The sequence below is a fragment of the Mumia sp. ZJ1417 genome (assembly GCF_014127285.1).
Lineage (GTDB): Bacteria > Actinomycetota > Actinomycetes > Propionibacteriales > Nocardioidaceae > Mumia.
The window spans coordinates 1,241,945-1,258,174 of sequence record NZ_CP059901.1 but is presented as its reverse complement, the minus strand read 5'-3'; the positions used below and the strand labels follow the sequence as shown (position 1 = coordinate 1,258,174).

Below are 16,230 nucleotides of genomic sequence, written 5' to 3'. Positions count from 1 at the left end.
CGGCTGCACCTAGCATGGCCGGATGCCCCGTCTCGAGGAAGCACTCCGTTCCGCCCCCGCCGCTGCGTCGGGCGGCCGTCGCGCAGCCCCCGCGATGGTCCTCGCGCTCGTCCTCACGGTCGCCGGGTGTGGCGAAGGCGATACGAGCGCAGGCACACCCGAGGGCACGGTCACCTCATCCGCACCGACAGCGACCACGGCGCCCACCACGACTCCGACGACCGAGCCGACGCCCGAGCCCGCGCCCGAGACACCGACGACGCCGGCGCCCTCCCCACCCTCCGACACCAGCTCCACCCCCAGCACCGGCGAGCTCGCCGCAGCCAAGGCGGGACGCGGTCCCGTCGGCGTGTGGCGCAACCGCGAACTGCAGTGGGTGCTGCGCATCAAGAAGAACGGACGCTTTGTCGATGACTTCGCCGGCGTCAAGAACATCCGCTCCGGCAAGTGGCGCCTCAAGGGCAAGAAGGTGATCCTCAAGGGCGGCGACGGCGTGACCACCCGGGGCAGGCTCAAGTCCAAGACCCTCACCATCAGGGGGACCGTGCTCGTCCGCGTCCGATGAGGCTCGCTAGCCTGTCGGGGTGCGACTCGTCATTGCCCGTTGCCAGGTCGACTATGCAGGTCGCCTCACGGCCCACCTCCCGATGGCCACACGTCTCATCCTCGTGAAGTCGGACGGATCGGTGTCGATCCACTCCGACGACCGCGCGTACAAGCCTCTCAACTGGATGAGCCCTCCGGCGACGCTGCGCGAGGTCAGGACCGAGGACGGCGCCCTCGAGTGGACGGTCTCGGCCACCAAGACCGACGACACGCTGCGGATCCTCATCGACGAGCTCGTCCACGACTCGAGCCACGACCTGGGCATCGACCCGGGGCTCCAGAAGGACGGCGTCGAGAAGCACCTCCAGGAGCTCCTGGCCGAGCACCCGACGACGCTCGGTGACGGCATGACCCTGGTGCGCCGCGAGTACATGACCGCGATCGGCCCCGTGGACCTCTTGTGCAAGGACCCCGACGGCGCCTCGGTCGCGATCGAGGTGAAGCGACGCGGCGAGATCGACGGCGTCGAGCAGCTCACGCGCTACCTCGAGCTGATGAACCGCGATCCCCTGCTCGCCCCCGTACGCGGCATTTTCGCGGCGCAGGAGATCAAGCCGCAGGCCCGCACGCTCGCGACCGACCGTGGCATCGAGTGCCGCGTCGTCGACTACGACGCGCTGCGCGGCATCGACGACCCGAGTCTGCGCCTGTTCTGAGCGCGCGAGCCCCTTATGGGGCTCCTAGGCTCGCCCGCATGGCCGCCGACGGTGGAGTCGCGCCTCAGAGAGGACGACGACCACCCACGGCGGGCGCTCGTCGGCCTGCCCGCTATGACGTCTCGGGAGCGGCGGGCCAGGTGAACGCGGGATCACGCGCGTACTCGTCGCGGCGCCAGGCCAGTGCCATCGCCACCATCTCGTGGGCACCGCGACCGATGATCACGCGACGTGGCGGGGCGGGCTGGGCGACGAGCGCGAGGAGAGCCGCCGCGGCCACCTCAGGGGGCTCGTCGGCGTCGACGGCAGCGTCGTCGGCGGCACCGTCGGGATAGGACGGCATGCCGAGCACCGCCTCGCGCACCGGCGCGTACGCCGTGATCGCGCTCTCGGCGAAGGCCATGCTCGTGCCCGCCCAGTCGGTCGCGAAGCCGCCCAGCTGCGCCATGGTCACGTGGATGCCGAACGGCGCGACCTCGTCGGCCATCGCGCTGCTGAACCCTTCGAGCCCCCACTTGCTCGCGTTGTAGAGCCCGAACAACGGAACGGTCCCGACCGCACCGACGGTCGAGATCTGGACGACGTGGCCGCCGCCCTGCGCACGCAGGTAGGGCAGGGCAGCCTGCGAGACCCAGATCGCGCCGAGCAGGTTCGTGTCGAGCTGACGGCGCACCTCGTCCTCGGCGAGCTCCTCGATCGCGCCGATCTGCCCGTACCCGGCGTTGTTGACCACGACGTCGAGTCGTCCGAGCCGGCCGTGAGCCTCCGCGACGGTCCGGACGACGGCGGACCGGTCGGTCACGTCGAGCGGGAGAACGACGAGCTGGTCTCCGTACGCGGCGGCGAGGTCGTCGAGCACGGCGGGCGTGCGTGCGGTGGCCGCGACCCTGTCACCAACCTCGAGGGCGGCGACGACGAAAGCCCGCCCCAGCCCTCGTCCTGCTCCGGTCACGAACCAGGTCCGTTGCTGGGTCATGGCACTCCCTGTCCTCGTCGGGTGGCGAGACGATGCGTCTCGTCTCGTACGAGACTACACGCATGGCCCCGCTCGCCGCCATCAGGTATGCAAGGAGGCATGATCCGCATCGAGGTCGTCCAGGGCGACATCACGACCGTCCGGGCTGACGCCGTCGTCAACGCCGCGAACAGCACGTTGCTCGGCGGTGGCGGCGTGGACGGCGCGATCCACCGCGCCGGCGGGCCGGAGATCCTCGAGGCGTGCCGCGAGCTGCGGGTGACGAGCCATCGAGAGGGACTGCCGACGGGCGACGCGGTCGCGACCACGGGCGGCCGCCTCCCGGCCCGCTGGGTCATCCACACCGTCGGCCCGGTGTGGTCCGGGCACGAGGACCGTACAGACCTGCTCCGGTCGGCGTACGCACGCAGCCTCGCGGTCGCCGACGAGCTCCAGGCACGCGTGGTCGCCTTCCCGCTGATCTCCGCCGGTGCGTACGGCTGGCCCCTGGACGATGCGGTCGCCGTCGCGGTCTCGACGATCCGCGGCGCCACGACCGAGGTCGAGCGGGTCGTCCTCGTCGCCTACGGCGAGGCGGCCGACCGGCTGCTGCGCGCTGCCGTGGATTGAGCCTTCACTCGGCGTCCGGCCCCTGCTCGCGCACGCGCTGCACGTGCGCGAGCGAGTCGCGCAGCTCGTCGAGCCACGTGTCCGCGTGCCGCTGGACCAGCCGCACGCACCAGCCGAGCGCGTCGCTGCGACTGCGCGCGACACCGCCGGCGACGAGCGTGTCGAGCACCTGCCGCTCGGGCTGCCGCAGCCGCGTCATCACCGGGGACGCGAGATGGGTGAAGAGCGCTCGCGTGTCACCGCACTCCACGCCCCACGACACCGTACGGGTGAACCGGTGCTGGGCTTCACGCGCGACCTCGATCCGCGCGTCCCGGGTACGCGCACGGAACTCACGGATCCGACCCTCGACCGCACCTGCCCGCTCGGCGTCGGAGGCCCCCTCAGGCAGAGCGGGCTCGGGGATGCGTCCGATCACCACGATCTCCTCGCGGTCGACGGTCACGCTGACGAGCTCCTCGAACAGCCCCTCGGGCAGGCGACCCGCGAACCACCCACGCACCTCGTCCGTCTCAGCCTCGGTAATCATGTAATCCGTCTTACGCCCGTTTGTCCGAAATGACAAGGGGTCTACGCCCGGGCCCTGGGACGACCGCCGCATTCTCGCCCAAGAAGGCAGCCGGTCCCGCTACGGTCCTGCGCATGTGGACGTATCGCGGTGACGAACCGACCGTCGTGCAGTGGCTGGTCACCATCCGGGTCGGGCACGAGGGCCACCGGCTCGCTGCCAAGGCCGCCCGCCGGCGGCACCGCCTCATCGGAGCGACGGCGGTCGTCCTCGCGGCGCTCGCCGCCTCCGCCAGCTTCACGAGCCTGCTGTCGGAGCCGCGCGCGTGGCTCCAGGTCACCGCCGGCGCGCTTGCCGTCGCGACAGCGGCCACGGCGCTGCTGCACACCTTGCTCAACGACGCGGACGTGATCGCCGCGCACCAGCGCGCGGGCGCCGAGTACGGCGACGTCCGACGCCAGCTCGAGCAGGCGATCTTGTCCGAGCGCATCACCGACGACCGCCTCTCCGAGATCCGCGCCGACTGGACCCGCGTCGAGAAAGCCTCCCCGACTCTGCCCGGGCGTGCGTCGCGGCGCGCGGCACAGCAGCTCGAGGCTCTTGCCGAGACCGTGGCGCCGCCCGCCGCTGCGACACCGGCCACCGTGGCGCGGGACGCCGAGATCGACGAGCCCCTCAAAGAGCTCACCGCGAGCTGATCACCCGGCAGCGCCGCCGGCGGCTCAGAGGGTGTCGAGCAGGTCGGCGACCTCGTCGGCGCACCCCCACGACAGTGTCACGCCAGCACCGCCGTGCCCGTAGCAGTGCACGACGGGGCTCGCGCCCTCGCGCCGCTCGAGCGCGAGCCGCACGGTCAGACGCGCGGGCCGCAGTCCGACCCGGACGCCGAGCACCGGTGCACCGCGAAGCGCCGGGACCAGCGCGGCGGCACGTGCCAGGATCGCCTCGGAGTCCTGCGTACGAGGGGCGAGGTCCCAGACTCCGGGCTCACTTGTGCCCCCGACCACGACGTCGTCGCCGCGCGGCACGACGTACGTGACGGTGTCGTCCCGGTCCGCGAGGACCACCTCGTCGACTCCGGGAACGGGCGGGAGGCGCAGCACCTGACCTCGTACGGGGCTGGTGGTCTCGTCACTGCTCAGCAGCCGGCTGCCGAGACCCGAAGCGTTCACGACCGCGTCCGCCCCGGGTGGCAGGGCCGACAGCGCCATGCGGGTGACCGTGCCGCCGGACGCAGCGAGCCTACGCTCGAGGTAGTCGAGGTAGCGCGGCATGTGCGCGACCGCCCCGTCGAACGTCCACCCGTCGGCGTAGCCGTCCGGAGGCGAGGCGATCCGGCGCAGGTCCGGCACCGCCTCGCGCCACCACGGATCGGGCGACCGCTCGGGCAGCAGCTCCTGAGTGCGCCGTACGAGCACGCCCGGACCTCCGTCCGACTCGTCCGCGGCGAGCGCGGCGAACACCTCGTACGACCTGCGGGCCCAGCCGAGGACGCGGTCGACGGGGAACGCGAGGTACGGATACCAGCAGGCCGCGGCGACGGCCGAGGTCGTCTCGCGCGGCAGGTCGCGCGCGAGGACGTCGACGTGGTGGCCGCGCTCAGCAGCCACCACGGCGCACGTCAGTCCCGTGACACCGGCCCCGACCACCAGGACTCGCACGGGTCCGCCGGGTGTCTCAGGCCCCGGCGACCGGCGGGGCGGTCGGATCGGCCGCCTCGCCCTTCTCCTCGCGAGCGACCCAGTGCTCGATCGCCTCGAGGTCGTCCGCCGACCGGGTCACGACGGCGAGGAGGTCGCTCATCTTGGAGACCTCCTCGACCTGCTCCTTGATGAACCACTGCATGAACTGGTCGGACGCGAAGTCGTTCGCGTCGCGCGCCACGCGGGTCAGCTCGTTGATCTGGTCGGTGACCCGCTTCTCCTGGGCAAGCGCCAATGTCACCGGCGCGACCGCGTCGTCGAAGTCGTTGATCGGGTCAGCGACGCCCGGGACGCGCACCGGCACGTCGGCGTCCAGGAGGTACTGCACCATCATCATCGCGTGGTCGCGCTCCTCCAGCGCCTGCTGGAAGAAGAGCGCCGCCATGCGCGGCATGGTGAGCGCGTCGTAGTAGCACGCGATCGCGACGTACTGCTGGTGTGCGGCGAACTCGTGCCCCACCTGCTCGCTGAGCAGCGCCGCGAACTTGTCGGATGCCATGTGCCTCACTCCTCGCTGCGGGCTCCCTGCCCGCGTCGTCGTCCGTACCCCCGACGCTAGTCGGAGGTACGGACGCATACCAGCAAGGCGTGGCTAGCCTCAGGCCAGATCGTTGGCCCTGCGGATCACGTCGACGATGTCGTCCATGATCTGCGTCATGCCGTAGTCCTTCGGCGTGTAGACCGCCGCGACACCCGCCTCGATGAGACGCCGTGCGTCGGACTCGGGGATGATGCCGCCGACGACGACCGGCACGTCCCCGATCCCCGCCTCGCGCAGCAGCGACAGCACGTCGGGGACGAGCTCCATGTGCGACCCGGAGAGGATCGACAACCCGATGCAGTCGACGTCCTCGTCCACGGCCGCCGCGACGATCTGTGTCGGGGTCAGGCGGATGCCCTGATAGACGACCTCGAACCCAGCGTCGCGCGCACGCACCGCGATCTGCTCGGCGCCGTTGGAGTGTCCGTCCAGGCCAGGCTTGCCGACGAGCAGACGCAACCGTCCGCCGAGCTCCTCCCCGGTCGCCTTCACACGCTCGCGTACCGCGGTGAGCTCTGCTCCTGCCTCGGCCACTCCGACCACCCCCGTCACACCGGTCGGCGCGCGGAACTCGCCGAACACCTCGCGCAGCGCGCCTGCCCACTCACCGGTCGTCACGCCGACGCGCGCACCGGCCAGCGTGGCGTCCATCAGGTTCGCGTCGGTCTTGGCGTCGGTGCGGAGCCGCTCCAGCGCCTCGGCGACCTCCGCCTCGTCACGTTGCCCGCGCCACGCGATGACGCGCTCGATGGCGCTCGCCTCGGCCAACGGGTCGGCGGTCTGGATCGCCGCGTCGAGGTCGGCCGTCAGTGGCGACTCCTCGGTCTCCTTGTAGGCGTTCACGCCGACGACGAGCTGGTCGCCCGCCTCGATCTGCGCGCGACGCGCTGCGTGGGAGGCAACCAGCGCCTGCTTCATGTAGCCCGACTCGACCGCGGCGACCGCACCGCCCATCGCCTGGACACGGTCGATCTCCTCCTTGGCGCCGGCGACCAGCTCGGCGACCTTGGCCTCGATGACGTGGCTGCCGTCGAAGATGTCGCCGTACTCGAGCAGGTCCGACTCGTACGCGAGAACCTGCTGGAGACGCAGGGACCACTGCTGGTCCCACGGACGTGGGAGGCCGAGCGCCTCGTTCCACGCCGGCAGCTGGATGGCGCGGGCGCGGGCGTTCTTGCTCAGGCTGACGCCGAGCATCTCGAGCACGATGCGCTGCACGTTGTTCTCCGGCTGTGCCTCGGTGAGCCCGAGCGAGTTGACCTGGACTCCGTAGCGGAAGCGCCGCATCTTGGGGTCCTGCACGCCGTAGCGCTCGCGCGTGATCTCGTCCCACAGCTGGCCGAAGGCGCGCATCTTGCACGTCTCCTCGATGAACCGGACACCCGCGTTGACGAAGAACGAGATGCGTCCGACGACCTTCTCGAACTCCTCCGGCGGCACCTGCCTGGCGTCGCGGACCGCGTCGAGGATCGTGATCGCCGTCGATAGGGCGTAGGCAAGCTCCTGCACCGGCGTCGCGCCGGCCTCCTGCAGGTGGTAGCTGCAGATGTTGAGCGGGTTCCACTTGGGCATGTTGACGACCGTGTAGGCGATCATGTCGGTCGTCAGCCGGATCGAGGCCGCCGGCGGGAACACGTACGTCCCACGCGAGAGGTATTCCTTGATGATGTCGTTCTGGGTGGTCCCCGCGAGCTGGCCGATCCACTCCTGCGGGTCCTCGCCGGCCTCGCGCGCCTGCTCCTCCGCGACGACCTGATACATCGCGAGCAGCCACATGGCCGTCGCGTTGATGGTCATCGAGGTGTTCATCGTGTTGAGAGGGATGCCCTCGAAAAGGCGGCGCATCTCCCCGAGGTCGGGGACCGGCACGCCGACCTTGCCGACCTCGCCGCGGCTGAGCTCGTGGTCGGGGTCGTAGCCGGTCTGGGTCGGCAGGTCGAACGCGACGGACAGACCCGTCTGCCCCTTCGCGAGGTTGCGGCGGTACAGCGCGTTGGAGTCAGCCGCCGAGGAGTGCCCGGCGTAGGTGCGCATCACCCAGGGGCGATCGCGAGGGGTCTTGTCGGCCATGCGGCTTAGGTTAGACGCTTGTGACCGGTCGGTAACACCCACGTGATCGGAGTCACGAGGGTCACATCGGGAGCCCGCGGGTGCACACTGACGGTATGGGCGGCAGTGGGGCTCTCGTCGGGTACGCGTTCGTACCTCTCATCAGTCTGCTCGCCGTGGCCGGGCTGGCCCTGATCCTCAAGTGGGCGCACTCCCCCGGCAAGCGCGTCCGGCTCCCTTCGTACGGGATGCTCGTCCCCGTCGCTCGGTGCAAGGACCAGCACGGTGCCGAGATCACCGCGGCGCGACTGCGGACCGAAGGCATCCGGGCGTCGGTCACGCACGACGTCCGTGGGTGGCTCGTGCTCGCCTGGTCCGCGCAGGCGGATGTCGCCCGCGCGTGGGTCGCCGCCCGCCACCCCCACCCCTGACCTCGCGAGTCACTGCGCGCTCGAGAGTCAGTTCGCGAGGAATAGGGTGGGCGCCATGGTCAACCTCACCCGTATCTACACGCGTACCGGCGACGACGGCACGACCCGTTTGGTCGACATGAGCAAGACGTCGAAGCTCGACCTCCGGCTCCAGGCGTACGCCGACACCGACGAGCTCAACAGCCACCTCGGATACGCCCGGTCACTGGGCACGCTCGACGAGGACGTCGACGCGGTGCTCGCGCGGGTGCAGAATGACCTCTTCGATGTCGGTGCCGATCTGGGCGCTCCGGTCGTCGAGAACCCGGAGTACCCGCCGCTGCGTGTGGAGCCGGAGTACGTCGAGCGGCTCGAGCAGTGGTGCGACCACTACAACGCCGAGATCGAACCGCTGAGGTCGTTCATCCTGCCCGGCGGTACGCCTGCGGCGTCGGTCCTGCACATCGCTCGTACGGTCTGCCGACGATCCGAGCGCAGCGCGTGGGCAGCGATCGAGGAGCACGGCGACACGATGAACATCCTTACCGCGAAGTATCTGAACCGTCTCTCGGACCTGCTCTTCATTCTCGCCCGCTACGCCAACCGCGAGGTCGGCGACGTGCTGTGGGTCCCCGGCGGAGAGCGCTGACCCGCCCGTACGGGCGCAGCGGGGGGCGTCAGATGACGTTGTTGACTTCGCGGCCGGGAGGCGACGACTCCAGCCAGGCGAGGAGGCCCGTCAGCGCCTGCGGGCTGAGGGCGAGCTGGATCTCGGTCTCGCCGTCGACCGAGCACTGGACGATCGTGTTGCCCGCGTGCAGCGCAAACGTCTCTGAGCCGACCGGCTTGCGGCGCCCGAGCACCTCGACGTGGCCGCGCTCCAGCCGGAGTACGGGACGCGGGGAGAAAGAGAAGGTGCGGAACCACTCGAGATGGATGTCGCCGTAACGACCGATCCCGAGGGTCCACCCGCGAGGGTCACCCTCCTCGCGCGGAACATCACGCTTGCGGTTGACGCTGAGGTCGAACGTACTGCCGCCCCGGGCGAGGATTCGCCGACGCGCTGCCAGCCCGATGACCGCAAGAACGACCAGGGCCAGAAGCAGGCCGAGGGAGTCGAGCACCCACAACCAGATCGGCATGTGTGCCCTCCTCCCTCGACGAGCGACTCAAGATCTCCTGTGTAGACCTTAGGACGCGAGCTCAACGGCGCGGATACGGGCCTCCAGACGGCGTACCGTCTCAGCGGCCTCTTCGTCGTCGCTTCCCTCGGACTTGATCCGCTCGAGGTCGTGCTTCGCGCGCTCCAGGTCGATGTCGTGCGACATGACCGCGCTCTCCGCCAGGATCGACACGCGGTTTGCGGCCACCGAGAGGAAGCCCGAGTCGACCGCGGCCACCCAGGTCTCCTTCGTGTCCGTCTCGATCTCGACGACCCCGTCGGCGAGCACCGACATCACCGGGGCGTGCCCCGGGAGGATGCCGATGTCACCGTCGAGCGTCCGAGTCATCAAGGACGTGGCCTCGCCGGACCAGAGCAGCCGGTCGGCGCTCACGAGCTCGACGTGCAGTGTGCCTGCCATCAGAGGACTCCTTCTCTCCCGATCAGGAGCTCTTCTGGATCTCGGCCCACTTCTTCTCGACGTCGTCCAGACCGCCGCACATGAAGAACGCCTGCTCGGCCACGTGGTCGTACTCGCCGTCCGAGATGCGCTTGAACGCATCCACGGTCTCGTCGAGCGGGACCGTGGAGCCCTCGATGCCCGTGAACTGCTTCGCCACGTAGGTGTTCTGCGAGAGGAAGCGCTGGATGCGACGGGCGCGGGACACGACCGTCTTGTCCTCCTCCGACAGCTCGTCGACACCGAGGATCGCGATGATGTCCTGCAGCTCCTTGTTGCGCTGGAGGATCTGCTTGACACGGGTCGCGACCTGGTAGTGGTCGGCCGAGATGTAGCGCGGGTCCAGGATCCGCGACGTCGACGTCAGCGGGTCCACGGCCGGGTAGATGCCCTGCGAGGCGATCTCACGGCTGAGCTCGGTCGTGGCGTCGAGGTGCGCGAACGTCGTCGCAGGCGCCGGGTCGGTGTAGTCGTCGGCCGGCACGTAGATCGCCTGCATCGAGGTGATCGAGTGACCACGCGTCGACGTGATCCGCTCCTGCAGCACGCCCATCTCATCGGCCAGGGTCGGCTGGTAGCCCACCGCGGACGGCATACGGCCGAGCAGCGTGGAGACCTCCGAGCCGGCCTGGGTGAACCGGAAGATGTTGTCGATGAAGAGGAGCACGTCCTGCTTCTGGACGTCGCGGAAGTACTCCGCCATCGTCAGCGCCGACAGGGCGACACGCAGACGCGCGCCCGGCGGCTCGTCCATCTGGCCGAAGACCAGTGCGGTCTGGCCGAGAACGCCCGACTCGTCCATCTCGACGATGAGGTCGTTGCCCTCACGAGTGCGCTCACCGACACCGGCGAACACCGACACACCACCGTGGTCGCGGGCAACACGGGCGATCATCTCCTGGATGAGCACCGTCTTGCCGACACCGGCGCCGCCGAACAGGCCGATCTTGCCGCCCAGGACGTACGGGGTGAGGAGGTCGATGACCTTGATGCCGGTCTGGAACATCTCGGTCTTCGGCTCGAGCGAGTCGAAGGACGGAGCCTTGCGGTGGATGCCCCAGCGCTCCTTGATGTCGAGCACCTCGCCCTCTTCGAGGTTGAGGCACTCGCCGATCGTGTTGAAGACGTGGCCCAGGGTCACGTCGCCCACCGGCACCGAGATCGGCTTGCCGGTGTCGCGCACGACGGCGCCGCGGACAAGGCCGTCGGTCGGCTGCATGGAGATCGCGCGGACCATGCCGTCACCGATGTGCTGGGCGACCTCGAGCGTGAGAGGGCGGCCCTCGGCGTCGAGCGCCGTGTGGACCTGCAGGGCGTTGTAGATTTCCGGCATCTGGTCCGTCGGGAACTCGACGTCGATGACCGGACCGGTGACGCGGGCGATACGGCCCGTCGTCGTGGTCTCGTTGACAGTGGCAGTCATGTTTCACTCACTCCCGGCGGTCGCGTCGGCGAGGGCGTTCGCGCCACCGACGATCTCACTGATTTCCTGGGTAATCCCGGCCTGACGGGCCTGGTTGGCGATTCGGGTGTACTTCTGGATCAGGTCCTCGGCATTGTCGGTCGCGTTCTTCATCGCCTGCTGGCGAGCCGCGAGCTCCGATGCCGCCGCCTGGAGCAGGCAGAAGTAGAGCCGGTGGTTGACGTACTTCGGCAGGAGCGCATCGAGCACCTCCGACGCCGACGGCTCGAACTCGTACAGGGGGTAGACGTCGCCGTTCTCCGGCGCCTCCGTCCCCTCGACGACCTCGAGCGGGAGCAGCCGGATGACCTCGGGGGTCTGGCTGATCATCGAACGGAACCGGGTGAATACGATGTGGAGCTCGTCCACGGCACGCGCCGGGTCCCCGGTCTCCGGGTCCTCGGGATCGATGAGGAACGCGGACGTGAGGACGTCACCGATCTCGCGGGCGTTCGCGTAGCCCGGGCGGTCGGAGAAGCCGTTCCACGCCTGCACCACGGGGCGCTGGCGGAACCGGAAGTACGCCTCGGCCTTGCGGCCCGTCACGTACATGTCGACCTCCTTGCCCTCGGCGTGGAGCTTCTCGACGAGACGCTCCGACTCCTTGAGGACCGAGGACGAGTACGACCCGGCGAGACCGCGGTCGCTGGAGATGACCAGGACCGCGGCGCGCTTGGGCTCCGGGTTCTCGGTGAGCAGCTTGTGGTCGACGGCACCGAAGGTCGCAAGAGCGGACACCGCGCGCGTGAGCTCACGGGCGTACGGCGTCGCCGCCGCAGCCTGCTGCTGCGCCTTGACGATGCGCGACGCCGCGATAAGCTCCATGGCGCGCGTGATCTTCTTCATCGACTGCGTCGACTTGATCTTCGCACGGTACTCGCGCAGTGAGGTGGCCACGAGAGGTCAGCCTCGCTTCTGCTTGACGATCTGCTCCTGCTCGACATCCTCGTCGGCGAGAGCCTCGTGCTCTTCCTTGCCCGGCTTGATCGAACGGCCGTCGCTGGTCTCGAACTGGTTCGTGAACGCGTCGTACGCCGACTCGAGCGAGCTCGCCGAGTCGTCGCCGAACTTGCCCGTCTCACGGATGGTGTCGAGGATCGCCGGCTCGCTGCGACGCAGGTAGTCGAGGAACTCCGACTCGAAGCGCGAGATGTCGTCAACCGGCACCGGGTCGAGCTTGCCGGTTGTGCCCGCCCACAGCGAGACAACCTGCTCCTCGACCGGGAACGGCTGGTACTGGCCCTGCCGGAACAGCGCCATCAGACGCTCGCCGCGCGCCAGCTGCTGCTTGGAAGCGGCATCCAGGTCGGAGGCGAACATCGCGAAGGCCTCCATCGCACGGTACTGCGCGAGCTCGATCTTGATCGAGCCGGTGACGGCCTTCATCGACTTCAGCATCGCCGAGCTGCCGACGCGCGACACCGAGATGCCGACGTCCACCGCGGGGCGCTGGTTCGAGTTGAACAGGTCCGACTGGAGGAAGATCTGACCGTCGGTGATCGAGATGACGTTGGTCGGGATGTAGGCCGACACGTCGTTGGCCTTCGTCTCGACGACCGGGAGACCCGTCATCGAGCCCGCGCCCAGCTCGTCCGAGAGCTTCGCGCAGCGCTCGAGCAGCCGGCTGTGGAGGTAGAAGACGTCGCCCGGGTACGCCTCGCGGCCCGGCGGGCGGCGAAGCAGCAGCGACACGGCGCGGTAGGCCTCGGCCTGCTTGCTCAGGTCGTCAAAGACGATGAGGACGTGCTTGCCGTCGTACATCCAGTTCTGGCCGATGGCCGAGCCGGTGTACGGGGCGAGGTACTTGAAGCCCGCCGAGTCCGAGGCCGGAGCCGCGACGATCGTCGTGTACTCGAGAGCACCGGCCTCCTCGAGCGCCGAGCGCACCGAGGCGATGGTCGAGCCCTTCTGGCCGATCGCGACGTAGATGCATCGCACCTGCTGGCTGGGGTCTCCCGACTCCCACGCCTGCTTCTGGTTGATGATCGTGTCGATCGCGATGGCGGTCTTGCCGGTCTGACGGTCACCGATGATCAGCTGGCGCTGGCCACGGCCGATCGGCGTCATCGAGTCGATCGCCTTGATGCCGGTCATCAGCGGCTCGTGGACGCTCTTGCGCTCGACCACGGAGGGTGCCTGCAGCTCGAGCGCGCGGCGGCCGCTGGTCGCGACCTCGCCGAGGCCGTCGATCGGGTTGCCGAGCGGATCCACGACACGACCGAGGTAGCCGTCACCCACGGCGACCGAGAGGACCTCGCCGGTGCGCTTGACGGGCTGACCCTCCTCGATGCCGGCGAAGTCACCGAGGATGACGACGCCGATCTCGCGCGAGTCGAGGTTCAGTGCGAGACCGAGCGTCCCGTCCTCGAACTCGAGCAGCTCGTTGGCCATCGCGGACGGCAGGCCCTGGACGCGGGCGATCCCGTCCATCGCCTCCGAGACGACGCCGATCTCCTCGGTGGTCGCCTGCGGCTTGTAGTCGCTGACGAACTGCTGGAGCGCGTCGCGAATCTCATCGGGACGGATCGTGAGCTCCGCCATGTCAGTGCCTACCTTCTTCTCGATCGTGCTGGGGAAGTACTTGGTCCAGGGTTGTGAGGGCCATCGTCAGCCCACGAGTCCGCGACGCGCGTCTGCGAGCTTGGTCGACACCGTGGAGTCGATCCGCTCCCCGGCGATCTCGACGGACAGACCGCCGATCACAGCCGGGTCGACGGTGACGTCCACGTACACCTCTCGACCGTACTTGCGGGCCAATGCTCCGGCCAAACGCTGCTTCTCGTCGGCATCGAGCGCGTACGCAGCGGTGACCAGCGCCTGGAGGCGACCTGCGAGGACAATGGCGTCCTCGGAGAAGCCGGCGAGCGTCTGCTCGAACCCGTGGTTGCGTCCGGCGACCGCCTGTCGGGCCAGGGCGAGGGTCACGTCGTCCGCCTTGCCGTCGAGTAGACGTGAGACGAGGACCTTGCGGCCCTCGACGGAGGTCGCCCGGTCGCCGAGGGCCTGCCGAAGATCGGGGTCGGCCACCACGACGCGCGAGAACTCGAGGAGAGTGTCGGCGACTACGTCGAGCTGACCGTCGCGCTCAGCGCGGCTGAGGACCGCCTGGACACCAGCCTGCTCCAGCGCGTCGGCGACGTCACGCGCCGAACCCCACCGTCCCTGTGCGGCGATCGACACGATCTCCAGCGCACCGGAGCCGATCTTCTCGCCGAACAGGCTGCGGACGAGACCGGCCTTGGCCTCGCCCTCGCTGGCGGGGTCCGACAGCACGCGGCGGAGCACCGGGTTGGCGTCGAGCGCGCCGACGACCGCGAACACGTCCTCGCCTACGGCGACGCCCTCAGCGCCGTCGGCAGCAGCACCGCTGACGGCGTCGAGGACTTGGGCGAGCGAAGCCGCCGAAACGCCCCGCATCAGTTCGCCGATCCGTTCGACGAGCCCTCGAGGTCGACGATGAAGCGCTCGACGGTACGGCGCTGACGCGCCTCGTCCTCCAGCGACTCACCGACGATCCGCGACGCGAGCTCGGTGGAGAGCTGCCCCACCTCGCGGCGCAGAGACTGAACCGCCTGCGCGCGCTCGGCCTCGATCTGCTGGTGCGCGGCCGTGACGATGCGCTGAGCCTCGTCCTGCGCCTGGGTTCGCATCTCGGCAGTGATCGCGGCACCCTGCTCGCGCGCCTCCTCGCGGATGCGTGCGGCTTCGTGCCGGGCCTCGGCGAGCTGGGCGTTGTACTGCTCCAGCGCCGCCTTGGCCTCCTCCTGGGCCTGAGCCGCTTCCTTCATGCCGCCTTCGATCGCGGCGGCACGCTCGGCGTACGCCTTCTCGAAGTTCGGGACGACGAGCTTCGCGACCAGGAAGACGACGATCCCGAAGACGATCAGGCCGAGGATGACCTCGGACCAGACCGGGAGGATGGGGTTGTGCGCCTCCTCCGCGGCCAGCTGTGTGATGTCCATGTGGTGGGACCCTTACGTCTCGACTGGATCAGATAGGCAGGACGAACGCGAGCGCGACGCTGATGATGAACAGCGCCTCGGCGAGGACGAAGCCGAGGATCGCGATCGTCTGCAGGCGCGACTGCGCCTCCGGCTGACGGGCGACGCCGGCGATGTATGCGGCGAAGATGAGGCCGATGCCGACACCGGGACCGATCGCGGCAAGGCCGAGACCGATCATGTTCAGAGAGCCTTCCACGGCTTTTCCTTTCGTCGTCAGCGCCTAGGCGGCGCTTCTGGTGAAACTCTTTGGGGTGGGTGGGTCAGTGTTCGTCGGCGATGGCTTCGCCGATGTACATCGCGGTCAGCAAGGTGAACACGTACGCCTGCAGGAACATCACCAGCAGCTCGAGAAAGCTGACCGCGATGCCGAGCAGGAAGGACAGGACGCCGACCACGCCGTACAGCGCGTTGCCCGAGTCCAGCAGCAGATAGGCGCCGCCGGTCGCGAACAGGATCAGCAGAAGGTGGCCGGCGAACATGTTGCCGAAGAGTCGCAGCGTCAGCGTGATCGGCCGGATCAGGATGTTGGAGAAGAACTCCAGCGGCACGAGCAGGAGAAGGATCGGGCCCTTGATACCACCGGGGACCGTCTCGTGCTTGAGGTATCCGACGAAGCCGTGCTTGGCGATGCCGACCGCGTTGTAGACCACCCAGGTGATCGCCGCCAGCGCGACGACGAAGCCGATGCGCGCGAACGACGGGAACTGGATGAACGGGATCACGCCGTAGTAGTTGTTCACCAGCACGAACATGAACAACGCGAACAGGTACGGCACGTACTTCATGTAGTGCTCGGACCCGATGTTGTCGCGGGCAATGCCGTTGCGGACGAAGTTGTAGATGTACTCGCCGGCGAACTGCATCCGCCCGGGGACCACCGCGGCACGACGCGAGAACGCGTACGTGAGGCCGACGACGACGAACCCCGAGAGGATCACCAGCACCATCGGCTTGGTGAAGTCCACACCGAAGATCGTGAAAATCGGGGGCAGCTCGAAGCTGGAGGGACCCGGCGGGTGGAACTCTGCGAGGACAGTCCGTCCTTCGGTGGTCACTCGATCACCTCATCTATGGCACGGTCGCG

General features: G+C 68.9%; 20 protein-coding genes. 6 read left to right on the top strand and 14 right to left on the bottom strand.

All coding sequences use genetic code 11. The annotated features are described in order from the left end of the window. Positions 1-22 precede the first annotated feature (22 nt). A complete protein-coding gene (locus tag H4N58_RS06020) occupies positions 23-565 on the top strand; it encodes a hypothetical protein (protein WP_167007551.1) in 543 nt (180 codons plus the stop codon). A 19-nt stretch (positions 566-584) separates the two neighbouring features. After that, positions 585-1,262: an endonuclease NucS gene (nucS, locus tag H4N58_RS06015; RefSeq protein ID WP_167007548.1), complete on the top strand. Its 678-nt coding sequence runs from the start codon at positions 585-587 to the stop codon at positions 1,260-1,262. Between the two features lie 112 nt (positions 1,263-1,374). Here the strand turns inward: nucS and H4N58_RS06010 are convergent, their stop codons facing one another. Then, entirely contained in the window at positions 1,375-2,238 is an 864-nt protein-coding gene (locus tag H4N58_RS06010) for an SDR family NAD(P)-dependent oxidoreductase (RefSeq protein ID WP_167007546.1), read from the bottom strand. A 99-nt stretch (positions 2,239-2,337) separates the two neighbouring features. Here H4N58_RS06010 and H4N58_RS06005 point away from each other — a divergent pair, with 99 nt between their 5' ends. After that, entirely contained in the window at positions 2,338-2,847 is a 510-nt protein-coding gene (locus H4N58_RS06005; RefSeq protein ID WP_167007544.1) for an O-acetyl-ADP-ribose deacetylase, read from the top strand. A gap of 4 nt (positions 2,848-2,851) precedes the next feature. Here the strand turns inward: H4N58_RS06005 and H4N58_RS06000 are convergent, their stop codons facing one another. Beyond that, positions 2,852-3,376 carry a hypothetical protein gene (locus tag H4N58_RS06000; RefSeq protein ID WP_167007542.1) on the bottom strand — a complete coding sequence of 175 codons (525 nt, stop codon included), beginning with the start codon at positions 3,374-3,376 and terminating at the stop codon, positions 2,852-2,854. Between the two features lie 113 nt (positions 3,377-3,489). Between H4N58_RS06000 and H4N58_RS05995 the strand changes: the two genes are divergently transcribed. Beyond that, positions 3,490-4,053, top strand: a complete 564-nt coding sequence (locus H4N58_RS05995; protein WP_167252005.1) for an SLATT domain-containing protein — start codon at positions 3,490-3,492, stop codon at positions 4,051-4,053. A 24-nt stretch (positions 4,054-4,077) separates the two neighbouring features. Here H4N58_RS05995 and H4N58_RS05990 read toward each other — a convergent pair whose 3' ends face one another. From H4N58_RS05990 to H4N58_RS05980, 3 genes are all read right to left on the bottom strand, one after another. Beyond that, positions 4,078-5,004, bottom strand: a complete 927-nt coding sequence (locus H4N58_RS05990) for an FAD-dependent oxidoreductase (RefSeq protein WP_255490715.1) — start codon at positions 5,002-5,004, stop codon at positions 4,078-4,080. Positions 5,005-5,032: 28 nt separating this feature from the next. Next, positions 5,033-5,557, bottom strand: coding sequence for a ferritin (locus H4N58_RS05985; RefSeq protein WP_167007537.1), 525 nt, complete (start codon positions 5,555-5,557; stop codon positions 5,033-5,035). A 99-nt stretch (positions 5,558-5,656) separates the two neighbouring features. Beyond that, positions 5,657-7,669 carry a methylmalonyl-CoA mutase family protein gene (locus H4N58_RS05980; RefSeq protein ID WP_167252006.1) on the bottom strand — a complete coding sequence of 671 codons (2,013 nt, stop codon included), beginning with the start codon at positions 7,667-7,669 and terminating at the stop codon, positions 5,657-5,659. A 95-nt stretch (positions 7,670-7,764) separates the two neighbouring features. On the opposite strand from H4N58_RS05980, the gene H4N58_RS05975 reads away from it, so the two are divergent. After that, positions 7,765-8,079, top strand: a complete 315-nt coding sequence (locus H4N58_RS05975) for a hypothetical protein (protein WP_167252007.1) — start codon at positions 7,765-7,767, stop codon at positions 8,077-8,079. Between the two features lie 55 nt (positions 8,080-8,134). Beyond that, positions 8,135-8,707, top strand: coding sequence for a cob(I)yrinic acid a,c-diamide adenosyltransferase (locus tag H4N58_RS05970; RefSeq protein ID WP_167252008.1), 573 nt, complete (start codon positions 8,135-8,137; stop codon positions 8,705-8,707). 28 nt (positions 8,708-8,735) lie between these two features. Here H4N58_RS05970 and H4N58_RS05965 read toward each other — a convergent pair whose 3' ends face one another. The 9 genes from H4N58_RS05965 to atpB all read right to left on the bottom strand — a co-directional run bounded on the left by H4N58_RS05965 (position 8,736) and on the right by atpB (position 16,201). Then, positions 8,736-9,200: a DUF2550 domain-containing protein gene (locus H4N58_RS05965; protein ID WP_167007529.1), complete on the bottom strand. Its 465-nt coding sequence runs from the start codon at positions 9,198-9,200 to the stop codon at positions 8,736-8,738. Positions 9,201-9,248: 48 nt separating this feature from the next. Then, positions 9,249-9,641: a F0F1 ATP synthase subunit epsilon gene (locus tag H4N58_RS05960; protein WP_167007527.1), complete on the bottom strand. Its 393-nt coding sequence runs from the start codon at positions 9,639-9,641 to the stop codon at positions 9,249-9,251. 22 nt (positions 9,642-9,663) lie between these two features. Next, positions 9,664-11,103: a F0F1 ATP synthase subunit beta gene (gene atpD / locus H4N58_RS05955; RefSeq protein ID WP_167007526.1), complete on the bottom strand. Its 1,440-nt coding sequence runs from the start codon at positions 11,101-11,103 to the stop codon at positions 9,664-9,666. 3 nt (positions 11,104-11,106) lie between these two features. Continuing rightward, on the bottom strand, positions 11,107-12,039 hold the full coding sequence (locus tag H4N58_RS05950; RefSeq protein WP_167007525.1) for a F0F1 ATP synthase subunit gamma: 933 nt from the start codon (positions 12,037-12,039) through the stop codon (positions 11,107-11,109). Between the two features lie 6 nt (positions 12,040-12,045). Beyond that, a complete protein-coding gene (atpA, locus tag H4N58_RS05945) occupies positions 12,046-13,683 on the bottom strand; it encodes a F0F1 ATP synthase subunit alpha (protein WP_167007524.1) in 1,638 nt (545 codons plus the stop codon). Positions 13,684-13,749: 66 nt separating this feature from the next. After that, positions 13,750-14,559, bottom strand: a complete 810-nt coding sequence (locus tag H4N58_RS05940; protein ID WP_167007523.1) for a F0F1 ATP synthase subunit delta — start codon at positions 14,557-14,559, stop codon at positions 13,750-13,752. Continuing rightward, positions 14,559-15,104, bottom strand: a complete 546-nt coding sequence (locus H4N58_RS05935) for a F0F1 ATP synthase subunit B (RefSeq protein ID WP_167007522.1) — start codon at positions 15,102-15,104, stop codon at positions 14,559-14,561. Before H4N58_RS05935 ends, H4N58_RS05940 begins: the two co-directional genes overlap by 1 nt. 28 nt (positions 15,105-15,132) lie before the next feature. Continuing rightward, positions 15,133-15,324, bottom strand: a complete 192-nt coding sequence (atpE, locus tag H4N58_RS05930) for an ATP synthase F0 subunit C (protein WP_182397186.1) — start codon at positions 15,322-15,324, stop codon at positions 15,133-15,135. An 82-nt stretch (positions 15,325-15,406) separates the two neighbouring features. Then, positions 15,407-16,201, bottom strand: a complete 795-nt coding sequence (gene atpB, locus H4N58_RS05925; protein WP_167007521.1) for a F0F1 ATP synthase subunit A — start codon at positions 16,199-16,201, stop codon at positions 15,407-15,409. Positions 16,202-16,230: the final 29 nt, after the last annotated feature.